The following is a 14,674-nucleotide window of genomic DNA, read 5'->3' as shown; positions in this document are numbered from 1 at the left end:
GTTGTCTCCTCTTCCTTGAGTATGCTACTTCCTTGACCTATTATCTCGGTCACCTTTTTAAATTAGCCATCATTTAAAAGTAGCATACTCAATATGAAACAACCAAACTGAATTATGTTAAAAATTAAAACCTTGCGGCGCGCTTAAATCATCAAATATAGCAGACCTAACACAAATAAAGCCGCCATGATAAACAGCAAAAAACTTAAGACTTTGTTCGTTGTGGAGGCAGACTCAGTACGCTCTTTTTGTACTTTGTTTTTCTTGGCAACGTATAGAACCATTTTCACATGCTCTATGTTGTCTTCGAGATAATGATCGCCTTCAGGGACAAACCCCAAGGACTCATAGAAGCTGAGTAAGTAGGCTTGTGCAGAGAGTATAATCGGGCGCTTTTTACCATATTTTTTACGGCAGTGCGCAATGGCATGAATCATCATCTGCCGTGCTATACCGTCACCTCTGTGCTCTGATAATACCAGCACTCTACCGATGGCAGGCATAGCAGTATGATTGGTCTTAATCGTAGGGTCAGCGACCGATAGATTGGATTTTAATTTATTAAATTCAGGCGGAATGATACGGCAGTAGCCTACCAACGCCTCGTTTTGATGCGCGATAAGATGGAGGCAATCAAAGTCCACCTCATCCATATCTTGATAGGCGCAGTTTTGCTCAACCACAAACACTTGTGATCGGGCTTTTAAAATATGATAGAGATCAACTGAGGTCAGCTCATCAAAGGTTTTGATAGAAAATTCACAAGTCATAGTGGGCTAGCTTCTGGAAATAGGCGGTAAAAGATTGGCATTATAACGATTTAGGCACACATTAACCATTCCTAACCATTTAGAGTCTGGCTGATTTTATCCAAATTTAAGCTATCCGACATGGCATTGAATATCTCAAAATACTTGCCGTGTTTCTCGTATAGCGCTTCATGCGTACCGGTTTCAACCACGCGACCATCTTCTATCACGACCAAGTCATCCGCATCGATAATTTGGGCAATATTATGCGAGACCATAATCACGGTACGATCTTTTTTGATGAGATCTAGGCTCTTCTTCACTTGTTGGCTGGCGATGGCATCGAGGCTAGCGGTTGGCTCATCCAAAAACACAATGGGTGGATCTTTTAAAAACATCCGTGCCAGCGCGATACGTTGCTGTTGACCACCAGACAATGACTTTGCTGTACTCTCATAGCCTTCTGCTAAATTAATAATTTGCTCATGAATGGAGGCTTTTTTTGCTGCAATGATAATATCTTCATCAGTCGCATTCATATCGCCATAGCGGATATTTTCGCTAATCGTCCCCGAAAATATATGATTGCTTTGTAGTACTAAACCGATATTTTGACGCAATTCATGAGTATCGCAGTCGGCTAAATTATGTCCGTCTAGCCATATAGTGCCGCTATCTGGCGCATAAAACTTTACTAATAAGCTAATAATCGTACTCTTGCCAGCACCGCTTAAACCCACCAGCGCAGTAATACGATTGGGCTTGATAGTAAAGCTGACATCTTTTAGCGCTTGCGTGCCATTAGGATATGTGAAATCGACGTTTTTCAGCTCAATATGACCTTTTAAATTTTTACTACTTCTGCCCGTGATATCTTCAACTTGGCTTTCATCTTCTAATATATCAAAGAAGCCTTCAGCGTAAGTCAGGGCGTTATTAATCTGATCATAAATACGATGCAATTGGCGGATAGGGGCGGCGACGTTTTGAAATAGCATGACATGGAATAAAATCATACCGATGGTCATCTCGCCTTTTAAAACAAAGTAGGATGTCAGCAGAATGATTACCACCACGCCAATTTGCTCAATAAAAGTTTTTATCGCATCATAAATAAAACCAATACTGCGAATACGCAGCTGATTGTCAGTCATGTCTTTTTGAATGGTTAAATGTTTTTCTGCTTCTATCGACTCACGAACAAAGGATTTCACCACGCTGATGGAGTTGATCAAGGAGATAACCAAGCCACTTTTGGCTTCTCGATAGCCACGCATCTGCCGACGGAATCCTTGTAGACGCCGCGCTTGTTTTTGACTGATGAAGAAATATATCGGGATGATAATAAGACCGACCAAGCCTATCCAAAAATTGGTCGAAAACATAATGATGAGTGAGACGATCGCGCTGGCAAATAGCGGTAACATATCGATAAAGAAGTTTTGCACTAAACTGGTTAAGCTACTGACACCATAGTCGATACGCGTTTGCAACTTGCCGCTGTCGTTTTCGCTACTGGTATAAAATGCCATCCGATAGGTGAGGATGCGCTCAATGATTTTTTGTGATAAATCACGTGATAGATTGATACGAATCTTTTCGCCAAAGAAGCGTTGCCCAAACGAGATGAATATCGACAAGATCTCTTTGGTTAAGAGTACCGCACTAATGATGCCGAGCATACGCAAGCCTGCCTGCCATGGCTCGGCAAGCGTGGAAATTTCGGTCAAAGTATCAACGGCATAGCGCAGCACAAAGGCATTGACCTGAGCGGTAAACGAACCCAGCACGGTCAATATCAAAGTGGCAATAATTAATACTTTATATGGCGCGGCAAAAACGGCAAGCTTTTTGAGGATATCCCATAACAAAGCGCGCCGCTCCGTTTTTTTGAGTGGCGGCTTCTTCTCTAGCGGAGGTTTGTTGAGTGTAGGAATAGTTGGCATAATACCTTATTACAAAGTTACATTAATTACTAAGACGTCTGTTTTTTATTGGGCCTCTAGATTGATTGATATCTTGTGCCAATGTATTTAAATTATCAGTAGGAGGCGCATACACTTGCAAGAGAATGTACTCAACCAGTTCATAAGCATCCATAGTATCGTTCAAACTTAATTCATTATCTGAATGACTGCCAGCGTTACCTAACCATTTCACAGCTTCAAGATGCTCTTTTATAGTTTGATATTTATCTGGTAGATGTTCTTTAATCCTACTATGTAGAGACATTTTTTTACTGTCATCTTTTTTAGAATACAGGTCTACACCTTGATCGGTAAGAACTTCTTCGATAGATATTCTTATTAAGTTGGCTGCTGCAGAAGGAGAGGTAAAGAATAGTTCGAATGACTGATTGAGTAGTTTTTCGATATCAGCAGGTGTATCTTCTGGGATAGTGATTAACTTGAGATTTGGATGGAAAAATAATGGTCGATAGTCGCTATACCAATATTGTGATTGACTACCAAACTCATCGACGTCTATATCAAAATCCACGTTTCCGCGTCCTGTACATACAACTTTACTAGCACATTTATGGTTATTACATTCAAAAATGCAGTGAAAAATATAATCAATCAAGTCTTGATCAAGCTCATGTTTATTCTGCATTTCTTTTGCATCAAGTTCTTCAAATTCTTCAAAGCTATTTTCTTTAATTCGTAAAAGTCCAATATTACACTTAGGGCAAATATAATCAGGTGGGTCATCTACGGTAAATCGCCGCTTATATAGATCTCTATTCATTCCTTGATACCTTAATTATTAGTTAAAAGCATCTGCTGGTACAAAGACTTCACCAACCATGATACGTCTTGCCGAGCGGCTCATTGATACTTTTTTAGCCTGCCAGCGTCCATCGACTTGCTCAGTTTTTCCGCCTACTAATAACGTTCCTGATGGATGACCAAAGCGCACTTCACTAAGTTGATTTTTAGATTGACCGCCACCTGCCGCTTCATTGACCAATGTACCCTGTGTCGTTGCTGCCGCTGCTATTGCAACCGCTGCTGTGCCCATCATGGCGTGATGCAGTTGCCCCATACTCATGGCGCGTACGACTAAATTAATCTCATCAGCATTAACAGATTTACCACTAGAGGCGGTATAGCTCTGTGCTGTGCCAACCCAAGCGATTTTAGGAATATGTTGACTGGTTTGCGCTTCACTGACGTCTTTAAACAGCCCCATCGCAACGCCGCCTTTGGCACGGATTTTCTCAAGCTTGGCAAGTAGCTCGCTATTACTATTGATGTCGCCTTGTAGCTCAGTACCGGTAAAGCCCAAATCTTCTGCTTTCATAAAGATGGTTGGGATACCAGCACTAATAAAAGTTGCTTTAACACTATCGCTAGCCAAGCCACAGCCAGATACATCAAAGTCATCGACCAAGTTGCCAGTGGGGAACATATCGCTTGATGAATCAACGGGATCAATAAATTCGATTTTGACTTCAGCAGCAGGGAAGGTCACACCGTCTAATTCAAAATCGCCAGTTTCTTGTACTTGTACGTTACCATTTTCATCTTTGTATACAGGCACGTAGGCGATAATGGTTTTACCGATATTTTCTTGCCAAATACGTACTTCGCAAATGCCAGTATTCGCACTATTTGCGATCTTATCAGTATCGACTAAGCCCATATTGATGGCACAAGCACCTACCGCAGCGGTTAAATTACCACAATTTCCCGCCCAATCAATAATTGGTTTGGCGATATTGACCTGTCCAAACAAGTAGTTCACATCGTGGTCTGATCTAGAAGACTTAGATAAGATGACTGTTTTTGAGGTGCTAGAGCTGCCATTGCCTAAGCCGTCGATTTGCTTACCATAAGGATCAGGGCTACCGATAACCCGCAATAGGAAATTATCACGCGACTTGCCAGCGACTTGGCAACGCTGTGGTAAATCAGATAGTTTAAAGAATGTACCTTTTGAGGTACCGCCACGCATATAAGTGGCTGGGACAGAGATTTGTGGAGCAAAAGCAGGGTTTGGTCGGGTCATTTTTTTATTCCTATTATTTTAGTACGATATATTCATCACCGTTTTGAATGACCATTGTTAATGACTCAATAGATTGCGGCGACAACATATTTAAAGACTTACTGGTTTCTTCAGAGCTTTGTGCAGCTGCTTGTTGCAGCCAATAACGTGCTTTTTCTTCATTTTTTCGAACACCCCATCCGTTTAAATAGGCTGCTGCTAAAAAGTTCTGTGCCTGCAGATCGCCTTCTTTTGAGGCAATAGACAAAAGCTTAGCAGCTTTAGTTAAATCTTGCTTGGTACCCCATCCTTTTATATACATAAGGGCTAAAGTTGTCACGGCATGAATAAATCCACTTTCAGCGGACAAACTGTACCAGTAACACGCTGCTACTAAGTCTTGACCGACACCATCACCAGTATGAAATTTAAGCGCCAAGAGATACTGCGAAACTGGGTCGCCTTCATCAATGCCAGGTCTCAAATCGGACTTAGCCACTTCAAGTTGTTCCCGTCGAATTTGTATAATACTATCAACGGATTCTTGTATATCGCGGCCCGTACGTACATTAGAAACCCAACAACCAATAATAATAGCAATAATGACAATGGAAATAGAGACGTCTACCATTGATAAATCAGTGAGACTACTACAACCACTAAGATTCAATACAGAAATCAAAATAATAAAAGTTCTATTGATGTTTTTCATGCCACTTCTTATGATAAAAAATGACAATTATACTAAATAGAAAAACAAATGTTTATTTTTTAAGAAAATTCATTTAAATAAAATACTATAAGTAATGTATTTAATGGATAGAAGCCTAATAAGACTAAAGAGTATCAGAATCTATTGTGAGACTACTAAAAAAGCCAATGCCATATAAATATAACATTGGCTTTTGTCACGTGTACGGCAGCTATCGCTGTTGTTTATTCGTTTCTATTAAACGATATCTAACGTGCCATCGATAAACTCTTTAGCAAAGCGCTGGAGCATACCGCCAGCGTTATACATTTTAACTTCATCAGCAGTATCTAAACGACATTTCACTGAGGCTTTATCGACAGTGCCATCTGTGCGGTTAATGACCAATGTCATCTCACCGCCAGCAGACACTTCGCCTTCGATATCGAATATTTCAGTACCATCGACATTAAGCGTATTACGATTGACACCTTCTTTAAACTGTAAAGGTAGCGCTCCCATACCGACCAAGTTTTGACGATGAATACGCTCAAAATCTTCAGCGACCACGACTTCAACGCCAGCTAGACGAACCCCTTTAGCAGCCCAGTCGCGGCTTGAGCCTTGACCATAGCCATCACCTGCGATGATGATGAGTGGCTGCTCGCGGTTCATATAGGTTTCAATCGCTTCCCACATACGCATGACTTGACCTTCGGGTTCAACGCGAGCCAGCGAGCCTTGGATGACTTCACCTTGCTCGTCACGTACCATCTCGTTCAATAGCTTAGGGTTGGCAAAGGTCGCGCGCTGCGCCGTTAAGTGGTCGCCACGATGGGTTGCGTAAGAGTTATAGTCTTCTGCTGGCAGACCCATGGTATCAAGATACTCGCCAGCCGCCGAATCGCCCAAAATCGCATTAGACGGTGATAAATGGTCAGTGGTGATGTTATCACCCAATACCGCTAACGGACGCATGCCTTTTAGCTTATTCATCGCCGCCATTTTGCCTTCCCAATACGGCGGACGGCGGATATAAGTGGTCTGCTCGCGCCAGTCATAGAGTGGGCTTAATGCTTTTCCGGTGTCTTTTTTGGCTTCATCAAACATCGGGATATAAACGGCGTTAAATTGCTCAGGCTTCACTGCTGCCGCGACAATAGCATCAACTTCGTCATCATCAAACCAGATATCTTTTAGATAAACGTCATTGCCGTCTTGGTCTTTTCCTAACGAGTCTTTTTCGATATCAAAACGGATATTACCGGCAATAGCATAGGCAATCACCAATGGTGGTGATGCTAAAAATGCTTGCTTGGCATACGGATGGATACGACCATCAAAGTTACGGTTACCTGATAACACTGCGGTAGTGAATAAGTCATTATCAATGATTTCTTTCTCGATGTCAGGATCAAGTGCGCCACTCATGCCGTTACAGGTGGTACAAGCAAAGCCAACCACGTCAAAGCCGATTTCTTGGAGCTCAGGCATCAGGCCTGCTTCTTCTAAGTACATTTTTACCGTTTTTGAGCCAGGTGCTAATGAAGACTTCACCCAAGGCTTACGTAATAAGCCTTTTGCATTGGCGTTACGGGCAACGAGGCCGGCTGCTACCATATTGCGTGGGTTTGAGGTATTGGTACAACTGGTGATGGCTGCAATAATAACCGCACCATCTGGCATGAGACCATCTTTTGGTTCTGGTAGCTTCTCATCAGCGCCATGAGCGATACCTTTTGCAACCAAATCAGTTGTCGATACACGTGCATGCGGGCGAGATGGGCCTGCCAGATTGCGCACGACCGCAGATAAATCAAATTCAAGTACACGTGCGTATTCGGCCTTTTCCATGCCATCAGCCCATAAACCCACTTGCTTGGCATACTGCTCAACCAGTTTAATCTGATCTTCACTACGACCAGTTAGGCGTAAGTAATCGATGGTTTGCTCATCGATATAGAACATGGCAGCAGTTGCGCCATACTCAGGCGTCATGTTGGAGATAGAAGCACGGTCACCAACACTCAGCTGACGTGCACCTTCACCAAAGAATTCAATATAGGTAGAGACAACGCCTGCATCACGTAAAAACTCAGTCATCGCAAGTACGAGATCCGTACCAGTAATGCCTTTTTGCAACTTGCCAGTTAATTTAACACCAACGTAATCTGGTAGGCGCATATAAGACGGGTTGCCTAGCATAACGCTCTCAGCTTCCAATCCGCCAACACCGATAGAGATAACGCCAAGCGCATCGACCATAGGCGTATGGCTATCTGTACCGACTAAAGTATCGGCAAAGGCTACTTGTTCACCGGCTTTGTTTTGGACGACTTGGACGACAGGCGACATTTTTTCTAGATTGATCTGATGCATGATGCCGTTACCGGGCGGTACGACGTTGACATTATCAAAGGCATACTGGCACCAGTTGATAAAGTGAAAGCGATCATCGTTACGGCGCTCTTCGATAGCACGGTTTTTCTCAAAAGCGTTTTCCTCAAAGCCGGCATGTTCAACGGCTAGTGAATGGTCAACAATTAATTGCGTTGGCACGATTGGATTCACTTTAGACGGATCGCCACCTTGCTCAGCGATGGCATCACGTAGACCTGCCAAATCGACAAACGCGGTCTGACCTAAGATGTCATGACAAACCACGCGGGCAGGGTACCAAGGAAAATCTAAATCTTGTTTGCCCTCAATATGTTGTTTTAAAGCAGCTGTTAGCTCTTCTGGTGGGCAACGACGTACCAAGTTTTCACATAGTACTTTTGAGCAAAACGGTAGCTTGTCATACGCGCCAGCTTCAATATTTTCGACAGCCTCGCGGGTGTCAAAGTAATAGAGGTCGGTATCTGGCAGGGGCTTTTTGAATTGATCATTCATTGGTTGTACTAGAGCGTTGTCCATGATTCACCTTTGGCAGTTGGCTGGTTTAAATTTAAAAAATAGTCATTCTTTTAGCAAAGTCATTAGTGGAATTAGAAGTTAGAAGAAGGCTTTGCTAAAAAAATATGGCTAAAAAGAAAGTGAGGTTATTAAGAAAAAGTTTAACTGCTAAATTGTGAATATATCTAGCAGTTAAACTGGTTATCTCGCATAAGCACTTATCCGAGATAGTAAATATATATGGATTAACGCGCGCTCATCTCTGGTACTGGACGCAGCTCTTCACCGGTATATTCCGCACTTGGGCGAATGATACGGTTATTAGCACGTTGCTCAAATACGTGTGCTGCCCAACCTGTTAGACGCGAGCAAACAAAGATTGGCGTGAACAACTTAGTTGGAATGCCCATAAAGTGATAGGCTGAGGCATGGAAAAAGTCAGCATTACAGAACAGCTTTTTCTCGCGCCACATGACTTCTTCACAGCGTACTGATACTGGATATAGCACTTCATCACCAACGTCAGCAGCTAGCTTCTCAGCCCAGCCTTTAATAACGACGTTACGTGGATCTGATTCGCTATAGATGGCATGACCAAAGCCCATAATTTTGTCTTTACGCGCTAGCATACCCATCATTTCTTCTTCGGCTTCATCAGGTGAGCTAAAGCCTTCAATCATATCCATCGCCGCCTCATTAGCGCCACCATGCAGAGGACCGCGTAGTGAACCAATCGCGCCAGTGATACAAGAATGGATATCAGATAGCGTAGAAGCACACACACGAGCGGTAAAGGTCGAGGCGTTGAACTCATGCTCTGCGTACAAGATAAGAGACACGTTCATCACTTTTTCGTGTAGCTCGTTTGGTTTCTCACCCTTTAGCAAATGCAAGAAATGACCGCCAATGGTGGCATCATCAGTTTCGGTTTCGATACGCACGTTGTCATGGGTAAAACGATACCAGTAGTTGATAATAGAAGGGAATACCGCAAGCATGCGATCTGCTTGGTCGTTTTCTTCATCAAAACTCATTTCAGTTTCTAAGTTACCCAGCATAGAGCAACCGGTACGTAAAACATCCATTGGATGAGACTCGGCAGGAATGCGCTCAAGCACGTCTTTTAATGACTGTGGTAGACCACGCAAGCTTTTGAGCTTGGTCTGATAAGCGTCAAGCTCAGTTTGGTTCGGCAAGTTGCCATAAAGAAGCAAGTAGGCCACTTCTTCAAAGATGCATTTGTCTGCCAGCTCTGACACGTCATAACCGCGATATGTCAGACCAGAGCCTGACTTGCCGACGGTAGATAGAGCGGTTTTGCCAGCGACTTGTCCGCGTAGCCCTGCGCCTGACAATACTTTTGTTGATGGGTTCTGTGCTGCCATGATGAAATTCCTTTTGTGGGTAGCTTTTTGGGTGAAAAACGGTGTTTCTAAGTTTCTAATAATAAATTTATCAGTTGATGAATGATGATAGCGCCAGTTGAGCGTTAGGCAGGCTGTGGACCATCTAAATCGACATTACAACGCTCAAACTCCGCTTCAATAGGAACATTCAAGACTTCCATTGCGCTGCCTTCGCCTTCTGCATTATTGATTTTCATGTACTTGACACCCAGTGGTGATTCCATGAACGTCTGAATCTCAGTCATCTCTTCTGGAGTAGGATCAGCCATTGGCGTTGCAATCTCTTCACCATTCATGACACGCAATTGCTCATTACCAAACGTAATCAGCTTTTTCCCTACCTCTGACGTATAAAAGTTATGCAACTCTTGTAACTCTGCATCGGTAAACTGACTCTTATAGAAGCTATCGACTTCGGCTTTACCCAAGTCTTTGTCGCGTGATTCGAGACAGCTGACTTGCTCTGCACTGAGCGCACCACTATTGATAACCGGTGCAAATAGTAGGCTGTTGACAGTATCTAGCGTAATCGTTGTCATGACCAAGTCATCTTGAGTGGCAGGTGCGGTAGCATCAACTTCAGCAGTGCTTGCACCACTGGTGGTGTCGTCGGCGGTTTCTGGTGTTTTATCACAGCCCGTCATGAATAATAGCGCCGCAAGCGTGCTGCTCAGTAGTGACGTTTTAAAAGCAGTATTAGCAGTAAAAAATGGCATAAATAACCTAAAAGTAAATGAAGACGGATTTCGAAAAGATAACACACTCAAAGGTGAGCTATCTTTTCAGTATTGCCAATAACTAATTCTTAACTACTTATTAGCAAATAGCTTGTCTAGTGTCTGCTCAAACTCATGATAATTTAAGAAATCATACAGCTCCATGCGGGTTTGCATGGTATCAACAACTTTTTCTTGTGTGCCATCAGTCAATAGATGCTGATAAACGTTTAATGCCGCTTTGTTCATCGCACGGAATGCTGATAGTGGGTACAACACCATCTCGACACCCACGCTATATAGTTGATCAGTGGTGTAAAGGTCGGTCTGACCAAACTCTGTCATGTTGGCGAGTACTGGGATATCCAATACGTCAGTGAACTTACGATACATTTCGATATCGGTTAACGCCTCGGCAAAAATCATGTCTGCGCCTGCTTCTTGGAAGGCAACAGCGCGCTCGACAGCAGCATCAAGACCTTCTACCGATAACGCATCCGTACGTGCCATGACCACAAAATCAGGGTCAGTTTTGGCATCCAATGCCGCTTTTAAGCGATCAACCATTTCTGAAATACTGACGATTTCTTTATTTGGGCGATGACCACAGCGCTTTTGAGCGACTTGATCTTCGATATGTACCGCTGCCACGCCTGCTTTTTCCATTTTTCTGATGGTTTGTGCAATGTTAAACGCGCCACCAAAACCAGTATCGATATCTACTAATAACGGCGTATCAACTGCGTCAGTGATACGTCGTGCATCTTCTAGTACATTATCAAGGCTAGTCATACCCAAATCAGGAAGACCAAATGAGGCATTTGCCACACCAGCACCAGAGAGATATAACGCTTGGTGACCGACTTGGGTCGCCATCATTGCAGTATAGGCATTGATAGCACCTGCAATTTGTAGTGGCTGGTTATTATCATTTTTTTGGGTCAAAGCACTGCGAAAGCGTGCGCCTGCTGAAGGTAAAGTCATGTGAGTGTCCTTGCATAGAGAGATAGTATTATCGTTATTGTGTTCGATTATACCCAATAATCAGTGAGTGCAAAGCATTGTTTGAGCACAATAATTTAAATAATTTAAATAAATAGTTTATTAAAACTAATATTATTCACTATGTAAATAGCATTATCTATAAATTAATGGTTTGCTCAAACTATTATTCATATTGCTGAATTCACAAAGACACGTATAGCCCATTATTTACATTTATTTACAATAGCGGTTGCGCTTATTTATATCATAAAAGCCCTAATAGCTAAGCTAAAAGGGCTTTTATGATATAAATAGATATTTTTAAAACCGATACCTAGCCAAATAGTCCAGCAAGATTGGCTAAAAATAACAGCGCAAAACCCGTTAAGAAGATGAGTCCTGCGATAGAGAGTGCATTCATACCAAAAGACAGTTTTTTATGGTTTTTAACCAATGAGTAATTCAACCAGCCAAAGATAGGCGCTGAAACAAACGCCGATATCATGGCAAACTTAAGCATAGTACCTAGTTGTCCAGTAAAGAAAGTGATAATCATCAACCCACCACCGATAGCATAGGTCGTCCAAAAAGCGATTTGCTTTTTGTTGATTTCGCTTTCACCTTTTATTAGACGCCAGCACTCAGCGTTGGCACGGCCATAACCGTCTGCACAGGTAATCGTCGTGCCAAACATACACATAAAGGCGACGAAAGCGACCAATAGACGTGACCATTCACCGATGGTTGCGGTATACATGTTGATCAACTGATTGATATAAGCGCCACCGACCAGCTCAATTTCTTGTCCTGAGCCATACTGTACAAACACACCTAACGATAAGAAGAACAATGCCAAAATGGCAGAAACGGCATAACCGACGTTAAAATCAAGCAAACCTTGGCGATGGGTGGTGTGATCGGCTTTGACTTTGGCAGATGTCCACATCGAGGTAATGGCGGCAAACTCAAGCGGTGCTGGCATCCAGCCCATGAGTGCCACGATGAAACCTAAAGTTGCTAAATTCCAAGGGGAAGCCGCGACAAAGTCAGCAGCCATGACTGTCGGCTTGCCAGCAGCAATGATGACAGCAGCGACGGTCGCAGTCGTCAAGGCAATCATAATCCATTTGGTCACACCATCAAGCAGCTTATAGTGACCCGCAATTAAAAAGAACCAAGAAACCGCCACGATAATCAATGACAGCGCCATCGTCGATAGCCCAAGAGAAGCGGGTAGCATAAAACCTAGTATCACCGCCGCGATGAGCGAGACCGCACCCGTACTAATGACAGCTGATAGGATAGAGAGTATAAAATATACCCACAGATATACTTTTGAGCGTTTGGCATAGCCTGCAATCAAACTCTCGCCAGTGTCATAGACGTAGTCGGTTGCAAAGCGAAAAAATGGATACTTAAAAACGTTGGCTAAAATAATCATAATGGCCAGTTGCCAGCCATATATAGCGCCAGCCTGCGTCGATGAAATCAAATGCGAGCCACCGATAGCAGCGGTTGCCATCAAAATACCGGGACCAAAGATGCGCCAGCTAAAGCCTTCTTGCTGCGATGTCGCGGTATCGTCAGTGGCATTTGGGTTGGTGCGTGGGTTATTGAGTGGTTGTGTGGTCATGAATACCTCTAAATGGTTAAAACGGCAAATTATCACTTACCTGTGTCAGCTTGCCAATGATCATGAGAGAAGGGCTTTATAAACTGCTTAAATATAAAACGATTCATCTTGTATCGACTTTAGCACACCGAAGCCAGTCAGGAGAATGATTATTCTAGTTGTTATTACTATTTGTTTGCATTGCCATTCTTTTTAGTTAGCATAATCAGTTGATAATATCAAGTATTAAGGCTGATTATTTTTTAGCGGTTCTTTATAACACAATATCCATTCAATATCTGATAATTTAAGGCTGTGACACAAATTTTTGCTGCCGATAAGTGATGCCGCGCTGCTCATATACCTGATAGGTGGCGCTCAGCAAATCAGAAATGCTGGGATGAACGAAATCTTTGAGTGTGTGCAGATAAATAGGGGAGGTGACGTTTTCGTGTACTAAACGTTGATAACTGATTTGGTCGGTACGCACGGTCTTTAGGCTAGCAGGCACAAGCGTAATGCCTTCGCCAGCCGCCACCAAGCCTAGCGCTACTTGCAAGTCACTCACCGTCGTAGTCATAAAAGGCGAAATACCGTATTGTGCGAATAAGTGTAGTAAAGGTTCAGTAATAGGCGCGCTATGTGCGGATTGCTCAGCGCTTATGCGTCTGGATTTTGTATTATTATCCAGCTTTGCGCTGGTTGATCTTACGCTAGTCGCTATCGGTAAATGGGTTTGATGGTAGAGAATCAGACGATTATTCGCTAAGTCTATCAACCGTTGCTCCTTTACATGCGCCAAAGGATGCGCTTTTGGTAAGGCGACGACATAACGCTCATGACGTAGTAGTATTTGCTGAATCCATGGATCTTGATGGGGGAAACGCCCAAATCCGATGTCTATCTCACCAGATTTGAGTGCCTCTATTTGTTGATATGAGCTGATGTCTTTGAGATTGACGTCGATATCGGGGCTGGATTGCTTCAACATGGCAATAATTTCAGGAAGCAATCCATAAAGCACGGATGGGACAAAGCCAATATTCAGCATGCTACTGGGCGTCGATAGCCGCTGCGTCATGCTGGTGACGGTATCAATTTCTGTCAATATGGCGCTGATTTTGTCGTAAAAGAATGTACCAGCTTCAGTCAGATGTAGCGGTCTATGGTAGCGATCGACCAATTCCACACCCATATCTGTTTCAAGCTGTTTAAGCAGACGACTCAAGCTTGGTTGTGACAATCCAGTTTTAGTCGCTGCGGCACTAAAGCTCCGTGAATCTGCGATAGCAATAAAAGCGTTGAGCTGTTTTAAATCCATATCTTTATGCTCACTTGTTTATGATGTCACCGTTGCTTGTGGCTTATCTTCTCTTGGCTATTTTGATTATTTTATCCGAATAAGAGCAGTAAGCGACAAATTATGCTTGAAGCGAACGAGGCGAGCTACTATATTGTTTATTAACGTTAGTGTTACAATTTAGCAAACAATAAAAACTTTATTCTTAATTCTAGCTATTATCTACTTTTTCGCGGTAAAAACTGGTTTGGTATTATAGTCAGTTCTTTTTAAATAAGATACAATCGTTTTAAAACAAGCGAAATGGCAGAATAACAAATGACCTATTCAG

At 42.9% G+C, this 14,674-nt stretch carries 11 protein-coding genes; all 11 read right to left on the bottom strand.

The features are described 5' to 3' along the window. Nucleotides 1-143: 143 nt before the first annotated feature. A complete protein-coding gene (locus JMX95_RS12170) occupies nucleotides 144-770 on the bottom strand; it encodes a GNAT family N-acetyltransferase (RefSeq protein ID WP_087815402.1) in 627 nt (208 codons plus the stop codon). Nucleotides 771-841: 71 nt separating this feature from the next. Next, on the bottom strand, nucleotides 842-2,695 hold the full coding sequence (locus JMX95_RS12165) for an ABC transporter ATP-binding protein (RefSeq protein ID WP_227676064.1): 1,854 nt from the start codon (nucleotides 2,693-2,695) through the stop codon (nucleotides 842-844). 22 nt (nucleotides 2,696-2,717) lie between these two features. After that, on the bottom strand, nucleotides 2,718-3,497 hold the full coding sequence (locus JMX95_RS12160) for a DUF4145 domain-containing protein (RefSeq protein WP_201501288.1): 780 nt from the start codon (nucleotides 3,495-3,497) through the stop codon (nucleotides 2,718-2,720). Between the two features lie 18 nt (nucleotides 3,498-3,515). After that, entirely contained in the window at nucleotides 3,516-4,760 is a 1,245-nt protein-coding gene (gene prpF, locus JMX95_RS12155; protein ID WP_201560941.1) for a 2-methylaconitate cis-trans isomerase PrpF, read from the bottom strand. A gap of 13 nt (nucleotides 4,761-4,773) precedes the next feature. Further along, nucleotides 4,774-5,451, bottom strand: a complete 678-nt coding sequence (locus JMX95_RS12150; protein WP_201560940.1) for a tetratricopeptide repeat protein — start codon at nucleotides 5,449-5,451, stop codon at nucleotides 4,774-4,776. A gap of 237 nt (nucleotides 5,452-5,688) precedes the next feature. Beyond that, nucleotides 5,689-8,346, bottom strand: a complete 2,658-nt coding sequence (acnD, locus tag JMX95_RS12145; RefSeq protein WP_227676063.1) for a Fe/S-dependent 2-methylisocitrate dehydratase AcnD — start codon at nucleotides 8,344-8,346, stop codon at nucleotides 5,689-5,691. A gap of 224 nt (nucleotides 8,347-8,570) precedes the next feature. Then, on the bottom strand, nucleotides 8,571-9,710 hold the full coding sequence (gene prpC / locus JMX95_RS12140) for a 2-methylcitrate synthase (RefSeq protein WP_201501285.1): 1,140 nt from the start codon (nucleotides 9,708-9,710) through the stop codon (nucleotides 8,571-8,573). 104 nt (nucleotides 9,711-9,814) lie between these two features. After that, nucleotides 9,815-10,447, bottom strand: a complete 633-nt coding sequence (locus JMX95_RS12135; protein WP_201553853.1) for a DUF2059 domain-containing protein — start codon at nucleotides 10,445-10,447, stop codon at nucleotides 9,815-9,817. Nucleotides 10,448-10,540: 93 nt separating this feature from the next. Next, nucleotides 10,541-11,431, bottom strand: coding sequence for a methylisocitrate lyase (gene prpB, locus JMX95_RS12130; RefSeq protein ID WP_201501283.1), 891 nt, complete (start codon nucleotides 11,429-11,431; stop codon nucleotides 10,541-10,543). Between the two features lie 334 nt (nucleotides 11,432-11,765). Then, nucleotides 11,766-13,064, bottom strand: a complete 1,299-nt coding sequence (locus JMX95_RS12125; protein ID WP_390890567.1) for an NRAMP family divalent metal transporter — start codon at nucleotides 13,062-13,064, stop codon at nucleotides 11,766-11,768. Between the two features lie 286 nt (nucleotides 13,065-13,350). Then, nucleotides 13,351-14,364, bottom strand: coding sequence for a LysR family transcriptional regulator (locus tag JMX95_RS12120; RefSeq protein ID WP_201553851.1), 1,014 nt, complete (start codon nucleotides 14,362-14,364; stop codon nucleotides 13,351-13,353). Between the last annotated feature and the right edge of the window lie 310 nt (nucleotides 14,365-14,674).

Origin of the sequence: Psychrobacter sp. NC44 (genome assembly GCF_904846655.1) — a bacterium.
Classification (GTDB): domain Bacteria; phylum Pseudomonadota; class Gammaproteobacteria; order Pseudomonadales; family Moraxellaceae; genus Psychrobacter.
The sequence above is the reverse complement of the archived record's forward strand: the minus strand, read 5'-3'. Positions and strand labels throughout refer to the sequence as shown.

Excerpts from the sequence above, each read along its gene's own strand:
- JMX95_RS12170 (WP_087815402.1), bottom strand. The coding sequence starts at position 770 with ATGACTTGTGAATTTTCTATCAAAACCTTTGATGAGCTGACCTCAGTT.
- JMX95_RS12165 (WP_227676064.1), bottom strand. The coding sequence starts at position 2,695 with ATGCCAACTATTCCTACACTCAACAAACCTCCGCTAGAGAAGAAGCCG.
- JMX95_RS12160 (WP_201501288.1), bottom strand. The coding sequence starts at position 3,497 with ATGAATAGAGATCTATATAAGCGGCGATTTACCGTAGATGACCCACCT.
- prpF (WP_201560941.1), bottom strand. The coding sequence starts at position 4,760 with ATGACCCGACCAAACCCTGCTTTTGCTCCACAAATCTCTGTCCCAGCC.
- JMX95_RS12150 (WP_201560940.1), bottom strand. The coding sequence starts at position 5,451 with ATGAAAAACATCAATAGAACTTTTATTATTTTGATTTCTGTATTGAAT.
- acnD (WP_227676063.1), bottom strand. The coding sequence starts at position 8,346 with ATGGACAACGCTCTAGTACAACCAATGAATGATCAATTCAAAAAGCCC.
- prpC (WP_201501285.1), bottom strand. The coding sequence starts at position 9,710 with ATGGCAGCACAGAACCCATCAACAAAAGTATTGTCAGGCGCAGGGCTA.
- JMX95_RS12135 (WP_201553853.1), bottom strand. The coding sequence starts at position 10,447 with ATGCCATTTTTTACTGCTAATACTGCTTTTAAAACGTCACTACTGAGC.
- prpB (WP_201501283.1), bottom strand. The coding sequence starts at position 11,431 with ATGACTTTACCTTCAGCAGGCGCACGCTTTCGCAGTGCTTTGACCCAA.
- JMX95_RS12125 (WP_390890567.1), bottom strand. The coding sequence starts at position 13,064 with ATGACCACACAACCACTCAATAACCCACGCACCAACCCAAATGCCACT.
- JMX95_RS12120 (WP_201553851.1), bottom strand. The coding sequence starts at position 14,364 with ATGGATTTAAAACAGCTCAACGCTTTTATTGCTATCGCAGATTCACGG.